Raw genomic sequence first — 12,767 nt, forward strand, 5'->3', positions numbered from 1 at the left:
AAGTCCTCATTGCTATTCCGCGGCATCGCGCGGCGGCACCTTCCAGGCGCCGGCCGCGGGCCGCTTCAGTCCGAGATTTTCGCGCAGCGTCTTGCCGCGATAGTCTTTCTGAAACAGTCCGCGGCGTTGCAGCTCCGGAACGACATGCTGGACGAAATCGGCGTAGGAGCCGGGAACGTAGGTCGCCGCGATGACAAAGCCGTCGCAGCCGCGCTCGACAAACATCTCCTCGAGCTTGTCCGCGATCTCCTTGGGGCCGCCAACCATTGCGTCCTGCACCTGGCCGCGGCCGGAGAAAGTGACGAAGTCGCGCGCGCTCGGATTGCTCTTGCCTGAATTCTTCAGCACGCCGTCGCGGATGCCCAGAATACCCTGCATGCTCTTCAGCTCGTCAGTGGTCAGCGGCTCGTCGAGATCCTTGGAGGCGAAGTCGTAGTTGAGCGCTTCGGCAAGCAGCGACAGCGCGTCGATCTGGAGCGGCAGCTTGTTGATCAGCGCCATCCTGTCCTCGGCTTCCGCCTTGGTCGCGCCACAGACCGGCGTCGTCAAATTGCAGAGGAACATCTGGTCGGGATCGCGGCCGGCCTTGGCGGCCTCGTTGCGCACGGACGCATAGCCGTCCTTGGCGCCCTGAAGATTGCGCGCGGCGGTGAAGATTACTTCGCCCCATCGCCCGGCAAAGCGCTGGCCTCGGCCCGATGCTCCGGCCTGGATGATCACGGGATGGCCTTGCTGCGAACGCGGCACGGTGAACGGCCCGCGTGACTTGAACGCCGCGCCCTTGTGGTCGAGCCGCTTCACCTTGGTCGGATCAGCAAAGCGGCCGGTCTTCTTGTCCATGATGAGCGCGCCGTCTTCCCAGGTGTCCCAATGGCCGAGCACGACCTCCATGAATTCGTCGGCCTTGTCGTAGCGGGAATCATGTTCTGGATGGGAGTCGCGCCCCATGTTGAGCGCCTCGCCGTCGTTGAGCGAGGTGACGACGTTCCAGCCGGCGCGTCCGCCGGACATGAGATCGAGCGTCGCGAAGCGGCGGGCGACGTCGAACGGTTCGTAATAAGTGGTCGAGCACGTCGCGCCCAGCCCGAGCTTCTCGGTGACCATGCCCATTGTGGTCAGCACGATCAGCGGATCCATCTTCACGCAGCGGATGCCGTATTCGACGGTATGGGCGTGGTCGTTGCCGTAGCGGTCCGGCATCGCCAGGCGGTCGTCGAAGAAGGCCATGTGGAACTTGCCGGCTTCGAGAATTCTGCCGATCTCCTGATAATAGTCCGCCGACATCGAATCGTCGCGCGAATCCGGATGCCGCCAGGAGCTCGGCAGGTTGGTGCAGTTCTGCGCCTGGAGAAAGCCGACCAGGACCATCTGTCGATTCATGCTGCTGTTCTCCTGATGCCGTCAGGCCAGATCGAGGACGGTGTCGAGCCGGTATTCCCGCGCCAGCGCGCGCAGCTTTTCCCAGGTGGCATCCTCGATCTCGATGCCGTCGCGCAGGCGCTGCTGCTCGCGCAGTCCCTCGATCTCGCCGGGATAGTAGACGCCCTTGCTGCCCTCTGACGGCGGCGTCGATTTCAGATAGCGCGCGAACTCGGCGACCTCGCGCTTGAACTCCTGCAGCGGGCGGAATGCGGCGACATTGAACACCGCCATGAAGCATCCGTCATTGTGTCGCCCCGTCGGCTCGACGCCGAAGCCGAGGCCGGTGAGGAGGCCGCACAGCACCTCGACCATCGCAGCGAGGCCGCTGCCTTTGTAGCCCTCGGTGCCGCCGAGCGGCAGCAGCGCACCGCCCTTGCGGTATTGGGTCGGATCGGTGGTGTGCCGTCCCTCGGCATCGATGATCCAGCCCGTCGGAATCTCCTCGCCGCGCGCGACCGCGAGCTGGATCTTGCCGGCTGCGACAGCTGAAGTCGCCATATCCAGATAGAACGGCGCATCGAGATCGGACGGCACCGCGATCGAGATCGGGTTGGTGCCGAGCCGCGCCTCCTTGCCTCCAAACGGGGCGACGTGCTTCGGCGAGCGGCCGGAATCCGCCGTGGCAATCCCGATCATGCCTGCGCGCATCGCCATCAAGGGGTAGGCGGCGAGGCGGCCGACATGGCTTTGCCGGAACACGGTGCAGGCAGCGACATTCGCCGTCCTGGCTTTCTCGATCGTCAGCGCCATCGCCTTGGCGTTGACGTGGAAACCAAAGCCCCAATGGCCGTCGATCACGGTCGTGGTCGGCGATTCCTGGACCACGGTCCATTTGGCGCCCGGAACGATTTGGCCGGCTTTGATCCGGTCGATATAGGTGGGAACGGCGATCACGCCGTGGGAATCATGGCCGGCGAGATTGGCATTGACGCAGCCGACCGCGACGGCATCGGCTTCTTCCTCGGAGGCTCCGGCGGCGCGGAGCAGGGCGGCGCTGACGCGCGTGAGGCGATCGGCCGTGACGATCGGCATGGCGTTCCCCGGGGTCTTTGCCCTTGGCGGGCACTGATTGTTGGAGGCCATCGTCTCAAAGCGCGGCAGCGATATCAATCTCCCGTAAACCAATACAGGGCTGCAAATTCGTAAAGAGATCGCGCCTCTCGCTGAGGATTCGTCCCGTGCGGCGGTATTTTCGGTAGTTTACCCGGGGTCGTTCGCAGCTCGTTCACTTTGATCGATTGTTTGCAGCGCGCAATAACCACCACTTAGGCGATGGCCCCTCATAAAGTCACCCGGGAGAAATAGGCAGAAATGCCCGGGAGCTGAGATCGTGCCGACGACACTCGCGCGCACATTTGCGGCGTTGAGCGCCATCAACGAAGCGATCCTCTATGCGAAATCGCCGGACGAGCTGTACCAGAAGGTCTGCAACGCCGGGTTTTCGAGCGGGGATTTCTTGGCTGTCGCCGTGTTTCTGGTCGGAGCGGACGACCGGCGGCTCCATTTTGCGGCCGGCTGTGGCGATGACATTGCGCGGCTGCGCTCGATCGAGATCACGACGGATGCCGGCACACCCGAAGGCTCGGGCGTCGGCGGCGAGGCATTTCGCGATCAGAAGCTGTGCGTCAGCAATGATTATCTGAACGACCCGCGTTCGCTGGCGTGGCGTCAGGGTGCAGCTTCCGCCGGCATTGGCGCGGCTGCGGCGCTGCCGCTGCTCTGCAACGGCGAGAGTGTCGGCGTGCTCTACGTGACCCGCCGCGAAGCCGGCTCGCTGAACGAGCAGATGGTGTCGCTGTTCGAGCGCATGTCGGCCAACATTTCCTACGCTCTGGACAATTTCGCCCGCGAAACAGCGCGGCAGACCAGCGAACGGGCGACCCGGCGGCTCAACCGCATGTTCGGCGCCATCAGCGCCACCAACGAAGCCATCCTGCGCGCCAAGACCGAGCAGGAGCTCTACCAGCTCGTGTGTGACGCCTCCGTTCACGGGGGCAAGTCGCTGGCGACCATCGTGTTGCTCCGCGAACCGGATTCGCATTGGATGAGTCCGGTCGCGTCCACCGGCCAGAACCTCGCACTGATCACCCAGGCGCGCTATTCGATCGATCCGGAGAATCCCTACGGCAAGGGACTATCCGGCGAGGTGTTCCGGACGCAGAAGGCCATCGTCGAGGACGATCTCGCCAGCCGCACCAGAGGCACGCCGTGGGAGCAGGCAAACGTCAACACTGGCGTTGCCGCCTGCGTGGTCGCGCCGCTGATCAGGCACGGTGAAAGTGTCGGCGTGCTCTTGTTCTTCATCAGCCGCTCCTGGGCCAAGGACGAGGAGATCGTCGCGCTCCTGCTGCGTATGGCGGAGAACGTCTCGTTCGCGATCGATAATTTCGGCCGCGAGTCCGAGAAGGCCAAAATCGCCGCCGAAGAGGAACGGCTGGCGCGCATGTATGCGGCGCTCAGCGCCACCAACGAGGCGATCCTGCGGGCGCGGTCGCGCGCCGATCTGTTCGACCTCGTTTGCGAGGCGACGGCAAAGGGCGCCAAGTTCACTTCGGCCAACATCGCACTGGTCGACCCTCACGCCGGGCTGCTGCGCGTCGTCGCCTGTTACGGACCGAACGCCGACCACGTTCGCAACTTCAAGTTATCCATCTCCGAGCAGGTGCCGGAAGGGCGCGGACTGACCGGCACCGCGTTCCGCACGCGCCAGCCCGCCGTCAGCAACGACGTTCTCGCCGACGAGCGCATCGCGCCCTGGCACGCCAGCGCACGCCGCAACGGGATCGCGTCCTCCGCCGCGTTGCCGCTCTTCAACGGCGACCAGGTCGAAGGCGTGTTCCTGTTCAACTCTCCGGAGTGCGGCACGTTCACACCCGAATTCGTCGAATTGCTGCGCAAGCTCCAGGCCAACGTCGCCTTCGCACTGGAAGGCTTCGATCGCGCCGAGGAGAAGGCGCAGGTAGACAAGCAGCGCAATCGCCTGAGCGGAATGTTCGAAGCGCTCAGCGCAACCAATGAAGCGATCATGCGCGCCAAGACGCGCGAGGACCTGTTCGAGGCCGCGTGCCAGGCAGCTATTCTCGGCGACGTGTTCGCGTCGGCAACGATCGGCATCATCGACGAGGAAAACGAGCTCGTCCGCGTCGTCGCGGTAAAGGGGCGCCTGCAGCGGCAGATGGTTGGTCGGACCTGCAACATTTCCGCCGACCATCCCGAAGCCAAGGGGATCATCGGCACCTCGCTCCGGACCCGCCGGCCCAGCGTCATGAACGACTATCTGAACGAGCCGCGGTCGGCATACTGGCGGGCGAAGGCGATCGAGGACGGAACGCGGGCCGCCGCCAGCTTCCCGCTTCTAAAGGCGGGCCAGGAGCCGATCGGCATCCTGCTTTTCCTCGCGCCCGAGGAGAACACATTCACGCCCGATCTGGTCGAACTGCTCGGGCGCCTTGCCGAAAACGTCTCCTTCGCGCTCGACAATTTCGACCGTGCCGAGGAAAAGGCCCGCACCGAAGCGCAGAAAGAGCGCCTGACGCGCATGTTCGCGGCTCTGAGCGCGACCAACGAGGCGATCATGCGGGCGAAGTCGCGCGCCGAGCTGTTCGATCTCGTCTGTCTGGCGGCCTCCAACGGTGCCAAGTTCACGTCGACGACCATCGCGCTGGCCAGGGCCGACAGCGACCAGCTGGAGATCGTGGCGAGTGCCGGGCCATCTTCCAACACCACGCGGAACGTTCGCCTCTCGATCGACCCCGAGCGTCCCGAAGGGCGCGGGATGAGCGGCACGGCGTTCCGCACGCGCCGGCCCTGCATCAGCAACGACTATCTCAATGACGATCGCGTCAGCGCATTCCACGCCGTCGTCCGCGGCGACGGCGCGCGATCGGGCGCGGCATTTCCGCTCATCGTGCACGATCAGGCCGTCGGCGTCATGATCTACATGTCGACCGAGCCGGCTACCTTCACGGCCGAGTTCGTCGAGCTGTTGCAACGTCTCGCCGACAACGTGTCCTTCGCGATGGAGAATTTCGATCGCGCCGACGAGAAGAAGGAGGCGGACGAGCGGATCGAGTACCTCGCCTCGCATGACAGCTTGACGGACCTTCCGAACCGCGAGACCTTCAACGGGCTTTTGCGCGAGGCGATCGAAACGGCAGAGCGTCACGATCACCGTTTCGCGGTGCTGTTCATCGATCTCGATCGCTTCAAGGTCATCAACGATTCGCTCGGCCATGAGGCCGGCGACCTGCTCCTGCTCGAAGTCGCCAACCGCTTGCGCGGCGCGCTGCGGGAAAGCGACGTGGTGGCGCGCCTCGGCGGCGACGAGTTCGTGGTGATCCTCGACCAGTGCGGCGAGATCGACGACGTCCAGCGCATCGCGACCGGGCTGCTCGCGGCACTCGCCGAGCCAATGGAGCTCGCCGGACACGAGTGCCACACCACGGCCTCGATCGGTATCGCGATGTATCCGGCCAACGGCTCCGATGCGCAGACCTTGACCAAGAACGCCGACATGGCGATGTACCTGGCCAAGGAGGACGGCAAGAACGGCTACCGCTTCTTCTCCAAGGAGGTGAAGACGCAGTCGATCGAGCGGCTGTCGCTGGAGAGCGCGCTGCGCCGTGCGCTGGAGCGCGAGCAGTTCTCTTTGAACTACCAGCCCAAGGTCGACATGGAGACCGGCCAGATCACCGGCGTCGAAGCCCTGCTGCGCTGGACGCATCCCGATCTCGGCAACATCTCGCCGGCTCAGTTCATTCCGCTCGCCGAGGAAACCGGCCTGATCGTGCCGATCGGCCGCTGGGTGCTCAACGAGGCCTGCGCGCAGGCCATGGCCTGGCAGCGCCGCGGCCTGTTGCCGTTGTCGATGGCGGTCAATTTGTCGCCGCGGCAGTTCGCCGACGAGCATCTGTTGCAGGACGTCGACGAGGCGCTGGCGGCCAGCGGCATGTCGCCGGTGCTGCTCCAGCTCGAAGTCACCGAGAGCATGATGATGCGCAATGTCGGCCGCGCGCTCAAGGTGCTCGATGCCATCCAGAGTCGCGGCATCCGCCTCGCCATCGACGATTTCGGCACCGGCTATTCGTCGATGTCGCTGATGAAGCACTTCCCGATCGACACCATCAAGATCGACCGCTCCTTCGTGCGCGACCTGCCGCAGGATTCGGAGGACCAGGCGATCGCGCAGGCCATCATCAGCATGGGCAAGGCGCTCGGCATGACCGTCGTCGCCGAAGGCGTCGAGAACGTCGAGCAGGAGGCGTTCCTGCGTACCCATGGCTGCGACGAGATGCAGGGCTTCCTGATCTCGAAGCCGCTGCCGGCCAAGCAGATGGCCGAGCTGCTGCGGCCGATGGTCCTGCCTGTCGCCCCGCCGCTCCAGCCGGAGCCGGACGTTGCCGCTACTGAAGCTGCGGCGTCACGGCTGAAACGCGCTGTCGTCTGACGGCTGCGGGTGCAGTTCGCGGACGTCGTGCTCCCCGCCCTCGGCCTTGCTCGGAAAATCCTGAGGCCCCGTCAGCGATGTCTGCTCGACGAACAGCGCGAGAATCGCGTGCGCGCCCTCGGCGAAGCTCGCGCCCTCGTTCAAACCGAGTTCGGCGCACCATGGGCAACTCATCTGCTCCTGGTCGTCGAACACCGCCATGGCAGGTCCCCACCACCAGGCGGGCGCGGGCGAGCGCTCGTCCGCAGGCACAATGTGCCAGCGGGCAAACTCCTCCATCACGCGCTCGAACTCCAGGCGGGCGGCCTGATGCATTCGTTCCATGCTCCCAGGGATCCGCGATCGATGACAGGCTTTCGCGCCGAAATGATCGTGACCTGACGCTCGGAAAAATCGGCTCGCTCAATCGGCCGAGCATGCATGCCGGCATCGTCGCCGGCAGCGAAGGCCCAGTCTAGCCGTTCACGCCTCCGCTGATCAAGGCGCGGGCGCCCCGATTGCCTAACGCGGTCTGAACGGATGCGCCTTCTGGTGCCAGGCCCAGGCGGTGCGGATGACCGTCGCCAGGTCGGAATGGCCAGGCACGAAGTTCAGCACCTTTCGCGCAGCGGAAGGATCGGCGACAAGATAAGTGGGATCGCCGGCGCGGCGCGGCTTGACGGTGTGCGGCACCTCGCGGCCGGTCTCCTGCCTGATCGCGTTCAGGATCTCGCGCACGGAAAAGCCGGAGCCGGTGCCGAGGTTGAAGCTGCCGCCGGCATGCCCCTCTTCCAGCAGCTTCAGGGCCGCGACATGCGCCGCGGCGAGGTCGGTGACGTGGATGTAGTCGCGGATCGCGGTTCCGTCGGGCGTGTCGTAGTCGTCGCCGAACACCGCGAAGTCGACATGGCCCTGCAGCGCCATCATGGCGCGGGGAATGAGGTGGGTTTCATTGTCGCGCAGCTCGCCGATGCCGCCGGCCGGATCGGCGCCGCTGGCGTTGAAATAGCGCAGGCAGAACGCGCCGAAGCCATAGGCCGAGCGATAATCGGCGAGCATCCGCTCGATCATCAATTTCGATGCGCCATAGGGATTGATCGGCATGCAGGGAAAGTCTTCCGGCAGCTCCTTGGAATCGGCATTGCCGTAGACGGCGCCGGTCGAGGAGAACACGATGCGATGGCAGCCTGCGTTGCGCATCGCCTGCAACAGCGACAGCGTGCCCTGAACGTTGTTGATGTAGTATTTCTGCGGATCGGTCATGGACTCGCCGACCAGGCTCGCTGCCGCGAAATGCATCACCGCCGTGATTTTGTGGTCGGCGAAGGCGCGTGCCAGCGCCGTGCCGTCGAGCAGATCGCCCGTCACCAGGGGGCCGGCAACGAAGCTGCGATGACCTGTCGAGAGATTGTCATAAACGACGGGCTGGTAGCCGGCGGCGGTCAATGCGCGGCAGGCATGCGAGCCAATATAGCCCGCGCCCCCGGTGACGAGGACGGTCGGTCGGTCGGTCATATCGTCTTCTGCTCTTCTCTTAGCGGAGGGGCCGGTTGCGGCTGAAGAGAAGATAGAGCGCGCGGGGGTTGGTGGTCAAATAGCGCCAGAACAGGCGGCGCGGCTCGAGCAAGGTGCGCCAGGCCCATTCGAGTCCGATCTTCTGCATCCATTGCGGCGCGCGGGAACGGCTGCCCGACAAAAAGTTGAACAGGCCGCCTGATGTCTTGATAACGCCAACATTGGTCAGGTACGGCGTGAATTCCTCGACGAATGCCTGCTCGTTGGGCACGCCGAGCGCGACCCACAGATAGTCCGGCGCAAGCGCGTTGATCTCCTCGATTTTGGCGCGCAGCGCCTCGCCTCGCAGATAGCCGTGGCTGCGTCCGATGATCTTGAGGTTCGGATACATCTTCTGGACGTTATCGACCGCCACGATGTTTTCGGCCTCGCTGGCGCCGAACATGTAGAAGGTGCGGCCGACCGCTTCCGCCTTGCGCGCGACGACGTGGAACAGGTCCGTGGTCGCGACGCGCTCGGGCAGGGGAAACCAGGATTGCAGCTTTGATGCCGCCACCAGCGGCTGGCCGTCGGCATTGATCAGGTCGGCGGCGCGGAACAGGCGCTCGGTCTGCGGTTCCGTCGAGCAGCGCGCCAGCACCTCACCGTTGGCCGAGGTCAGGAACAACGGACGGCCGATGCGATTGTCGGGATCGGTCGCTTCGATCATGAAATCGGCGGTCGCTTCCAGATCGATCGCGGCCATGCGGAGCCCGCCGACGGTGATTCGCGGCACGTCGGCCGTTGCTGCCCGTCCGTCGAGGTTGACGCGACGCTCAAGCATATTGTCTGCCTCGCTGGCGCGTTTGGATTGCAGGGGTGAGCTCGTCCAGCACGACGCCGACGAGCTTGCGCTCGGCGCGGCCCAGCGCGGTCAGGATCTCTTCCAGGCTGTCGTTGATGTCGAGGCTGGTCGGCAGCACCGCCACCAGCGCGTCGGTGTCGTCCAGCAGCTTTCGGCCGCCGGCAAGAAGCGGCATCACGGGGCCGTCGAGGATCACGAGGTCATAGCCGCCCGCGGCGCGCGCCTGCGCAATCGCCTTGCGGATCGCATCGGCAGCCTTTCCGGCGTCGCCCTCGCCGGCCGGCAGCACCGAAATGCCGTTGACCGTCTTGATCTCGCGTGCGGCCTTGCTGCCGATCGAGAGCCAGCCGAGCCTGCTCGGTTCGTTCCTGCCGGGGCGGCTGACCTTGTTCGAGAGTGCGTGGGCCTGATGGTCGGCATCGATCATCAGCACGCGGGCGCCGTCGCGCGCAGCCGCAAGCGCGAAATTCAGCGCGATCACGCTGCGTCCGGTGGTCTCGCCGGCGCCGACGAGCGCGATGACCGGCATCGCCTTGTCGCCGGCGCGCCGGGCCACGGCAGTGCGCATATCGCGCCAGGCGTTGAGCAGCTTCGTCAGCGGAAAGCCGGGCCGCAATGTCGGCCAGCCCAGCCGGGTGAGGTCGACGCCGCCGCCGGTGGCGAGAATGGCTCCGAGCGTGTGGATGACGTCGGCCTCCTGGAGACGCGCGATCAGCGGCTTTTCGATCAGGGGCTTTTCGACTATCGCAGGCTGCAGCGATGGCGCGGCAAGTTCGGGCAGGGCCTGCGCCACTTCCTGAGGTCGCGAGACCTGAGGAGATTGCGGAGCTGCGGGAGCCGGCAATACCTCGGGAGCGCGCGTTCTCTCCGGCGCCGGCTTGCGCTCACGGCGGGCTGGCGCGGGCGCCGGTGCGCCGACGAGCAGGAGTTCGACCGCGGCGAACCAGCTTGACGCCGCGAGCGCGCCGAAGATGAAGCCGATCATGGCGAACAGGCTCATGGCGGGCGGGAACGAGCGCCGCTGCGGCACCGTCGCTTCGCCGATGACGCGGGCCGCCGAAGTGTTCAGCGTCTCCTGCTCTTCGGTCTCGCGCGAGCGCTTGAGGAAGGATTGATAGACGTCGCGGCTGGCATCGGCCTCGCGCTCGAGCTCGCGCAGACGGACGGCGGCCTGGCTGAGCTGCACGCTCTGCCGCTTCTGCGCTTCCGTGGCCCGGTTGAGCGAGGCCTCATAGTCGCGGGCGCGCGTCAGATCGTTCTTGGCCGACTGGGCGAAGCGATCGATCTCCTCGCTGATGGTGCGCTTGAGATCCTCGACCTGCTTCTCGGTCTGGCGCAGTGCCGGATGGCGCGGCCCGAGCTCGCCGGCCTGCTCAGCATATTTCTTGCGCGCATCGGCATATTGCGCGCGCAGGTTCGCAATCGTCGGCGATTGCAGCGCTTCCGGGATCGCACCGGCATCGGCCGCGGTACGGCGGCTCGCCTCGATCTGGTCGAGCCGCGCCTGCGCATCCATCGTCGCGGCGCGGGCCGCGGAAAGCCGCTGGTTGCTGGCGGAAAGCTGCTGATCGCTGATCAGCGCATCCTGGGTGCCGACGAAATTGTTCTGGGCCTTGTAGGTGGCGAGCGCGGTCTCGGCGCTGCGCAGCCGCTCGCGCAGCTCCTTGAGGCGGCCGGAGAGATCGTTGGTGGCGCGCCGTGCGGCCGAAGCCTGCGAGTTGCGGGACTCGGCGAGATAGGCATTGGTCAGCGTGTTGGCGAGCATCGCCGCCTTCGCTGGATCCGTCGACCAGACCTCGATGTCGACGATGAAGCTCTTATCGGTCTTGCGGATCGTGATGTGCCTGTTCAGCGCCTCGAGTGCCGCAAGCTGCACCTCCTTGTTGTCCGCAGCGGAGGGAGCGCGGGGCTGCAGACCGATCAGGCCGAGCAGCGACGACATCAGGCTCTGGCCGTCGCTACCGCCGCCGAATTCCGGGTCCTTGTCGAGACCCGCCTGCTGGATCACCTTGAGCAGTACGCTGTTGGAGGTGATCAGCCGCGCCTGGCTCTCCACCACCATGGCCATGCCGGAGACGTCCTGCGCGCGCGGTGTGAGTTCGCGGTCGACGAGCTGAAGCTCGCGCGGATCGACATAGAGCTGGGCGGTGGCGGTGTAGCGGGGCGTCAGGCTCTTGCCCACGGTAACGGCGAGCGTTGCGCCGAACAGGGCAGCCGCGGCAATCGCGATCTTGCGTCGCCAGAGCAAATTGGCGAGCTCCAGCACGTTGAAGCCGGCCTGGGGCCTCTGTTGCGGCGACTCCGGTCTGGCCCGATCTATCGGCTGGTTATAGTCAAGCATGATCCCCAGCTTTCATTCCAAATGCCGCAGGCTGAGGGGTTACTCTTCGCTCTACGCCATGCACCCGGGATATAGGTGCCCAATCAACGCAACAGGGAAAATTAACCATACTCATTGAGGGACTATTCACCGAAATGGCAAACAAAGCGTTTAAGCGCATGCCACTCCGCAGTGCGTCCTCGTGACGCCAGCGATGCCGGGGCTCCCTGGAGATTAACGGTTCGTTACCGCGCGCGGCATGGCTGCGAAGCTCCGCCTGTTCCGCAATGGGCCGCGCGCGCGCCATGATGGTCAGCTCTTCCGCAGGATGACGTGATAGTCGCCGCGACGGACGTCGGTCCCGCGCGAAAGCATGGTATTCAGCACGGCGGCGCCGGCGTCCACGAGCGCCGCGAACAGCGGCTTGCTCCGGCGCATCTCGGGATAGCGCGGACTCTCGACCTCGCGGCGGTAGATCATCTCAAGGCCGTTGGCGGCCGCGAAGGCTTCGAGCCGGGGCAGCGTCACCAGCGGATGGAAGAAGGTCGGGAATGGCGGCTCGCCGGGCATGCCGGCATCCTTGATGCCGCGGATGTGGCGGTAGAACCAGACGTGAAACCAGTGCGGCGAATATTTGGTGACGACGCCGGAGAGCGAGCGGGGATTGGGCGCGCCGATCAGGATCATGCCGCCGCGCTTGAGCGCATCGCGGAAATTCAGGAGCGCGGCGTCGACGTGGGGCAGATGCTCGATCACGTTGTAGCAGATCACGAGATCGAAGGTCTCGCGCTCGAAGCGGTAGGTCTGCACGTCGCCGAGAATCGCCTCATCCGCGTAAGTGTTGTTGCGGACCTGGTCCTCGTCGATGTCGACGACGGTGACCTTGCTGCGTCCAGGCAATTCCGGCGGCAGGACGCTGCACGAGCCGCCGCCGGCTTCATAGATGGCGAGCTGGCCTTGCGGCAGTTCGCGGCGCAGCACGTCGTGAACGGCGAGCAGGCTGTCGCGCGCTTCGCCCGGGACGAGATCGTGAAGCGCCTGGACGGGTGCCGCGGCTGCGGGGATCCGGATCGCCGTGGCTGTCGCAAAATCGATCGTGGCTGGCTTGTTCATATTTTCTGACCGCGCTTGTTCTATTCAAATTTACAGGAAAAATATCGCGAGCCCGAAGAGCAAATCTGATGCCGCGCCGTCTCACCGGTCGCAGTGCTTACGGTCGGGTTAATGCGCATGCGCATTAA

8 protein-coding genes are annotated in these 12,767 nt (G+C 65.2%); 1 reads left to right on the plus strand and 7 read right to left on the minus strand.

Annotated features, from left to right (window positions below; translation table 11 throughout):
• Positions 1-12: 12 nt before the first annotated feature.
• Both GGD62_RS18170 and GGD62_RS18175 read right to left on the minus strand, forming a co-directional pair.
• Positions 13-1,380, minus strand: coding sequence for an LLM class flavin-dependent oxidoreductase (locus GGD62_RS18170; RefSeq protein WP_183709295.1), 1,368 nt, complete (start codon positions 1,378-1,380; stop codon positions 13-15).
• Positions 1,381-1,401: 21 nt separating this feature from the next.
• Positions 1,402-2,454, minus strand: coding sequence for an Ldh family oxidoreductase (locus tag GGD62_RS18175; protein WP_183709297.1), 1,053 nt, complete (start codon positions 2,452-2,454; stop codon positions 1,402-1,404).
• Positions 2,455-2,752: 298 nt separating this feature from the next.
• On the opposite strand from GGD62_RS18175, the gene GGD62_RS18180 reads away from it, so the two are divergent.
• A complete protein-coding gene (locus GGD62_RS18180) occupies positions 2,753-6,868 on the plus strand; it encodes a GAF domain-containing protein (RefSeq protein ID WP_183709300.1) in 4,116 nt (1,371 codons plus the stop codon).
• Here GGD62_RS18180 and GGD62_RS18185 read toward each other — a convergent pair.
• The 5 genes from GGD62_RS18185 to GGD62_RS18205 all read right to left on the minus strand — a co-directional run bounded on the left by GGD62_RS18185 (position 6,842) and on the right by GGD62_RS18205 (position 12,639).
• Positions 6,842-7,183: a hypothetical protein gene (locus GGD62_RS18185; RefSeq protein WP_183709302.1), complete on the minus strand. Its 342-nt coding sequence runs from the start codon at positions 7,181-7,183 to the stop codon at positions 6,842-6,844. The two genes, GGD62_RS18180 and GGD62_RS18185, sit on opposite strands and share 27 nt — an antisense overlap.
• 186 nt (positions 7,184-7,369) lie before the next feature.
• Positions 7,370-8,362, minus strand: coding sequence for a UDP-glucose 4-epimerase GalE (gene galE, locus GGD62_RS18190; RefSeq protein ID WP_092255363.1), 993 nt, complete (start codon positions 8,360-8,362; stop codon positions 7,370-7,372).
• 19 nt (positions 8,363-8,381) lie between these two features.
• Positions 8,382-9,185 (minus strand): WecB/TagA/CpsF family glycosyltransferase, encoded by an 804-nt coding sequence (locus GGD62_RS18195; RefSeq protein ID WP_183238379.1) that lies wholly within the window; start codon positions 9,183-9,185, stop codon positions 8,382-8,384.
• Entirely contained in the window at positions 9,178-11,547 is a 2,370-nt protein-coding gene (locus tag GGD62_RS18200; RefSeq protein ID WP_183709304.1) for an exopolysaccharide transport family protein, read from the minus strand. The genes GGD62_RS18195 and GGD62_RS18200 overlap by 8 nt, the downstream gene beginning before the upstream one ends.
• Before the next feature lie 291 nt (positions 11,548-11,838).
• A complete protein-coding gene (locus GGD62_RS18205; protein WP_092255355.1) occupies positions 11,839-12,639 on the minus strand; it encodes a bifunctional 2-polyprenyl-6-hydroxyphenol methylase/3-demethylubiquinol 3-O-methyltransferase UbiG in 801 nt (266 codons plus the stop codon).
• Positions 12,640-12,767 lie beyond the last annotated feature (128 nt).

Source organism: Bradyrhizobium sp. ERR14, assembly GCF_014198235.1.
Classification (GTDB): domain Bacteria; phylum Pseudomonadota; class Alphaproteobacteria; order Rhizobiales; family Xanthobacteraceae; genus Bradyrhizobium.

Excerpts from the sequence above, each read along its gene's own strand:
- GGD62_RS18170 (WP_183709295.1), bottom strand. The coding sequence starts at position 1,380 with ATGAATCGACAGATGGTCCTGGTCGGCTTTCTCCAGGCGCAGAACTGC.
- GGD62_RS18175 (WP_183709297.1), bottom strand. The coding sequence starts at position 2,454 with ATGCCGATCGTCACGGCCGATCGCCTCACGCGCGTCAGCGCCGCCCTG.
- GGD62_RS18185 (WP_183709302.1), bottom strand. The coding sequence starts at position 7,183 with ATGCATCAGGCCGCCCGCCTGGAGTTCGAGCGCGTGATGGAGGAGTTT.
- galE (WP_092255363.1), bottom strand. The coding sequence starts at position 8,362 with ATGACCGACCGACCGACCGTCCTCGTCACCGGGGGCGCGGGCTATATT.
- GGD62_RS18195 (WP_183238379.1), bottom strand. The coding sequence starts at position 9,185 with ATGCTTGAGCGTCGCGTCAACCTCGACGGACGGGCAGCAACGGCCGAC.
- GGD62_RS18200 (WP_183709304.1), bottom strand. The coding sequence starts at position 11,547 with ATGCTTGACTATAACCAGCCGATAGATCGGGCCAGACCGGAGTCGCCG.
- GGD62_RS18205 (WP_092255355.1), bottom strand. The coding sequence starts at position 12,639 with ATGAACAAGCCAGCCACGATCGATTTTGCGACAGCCACGGCGATCCGG.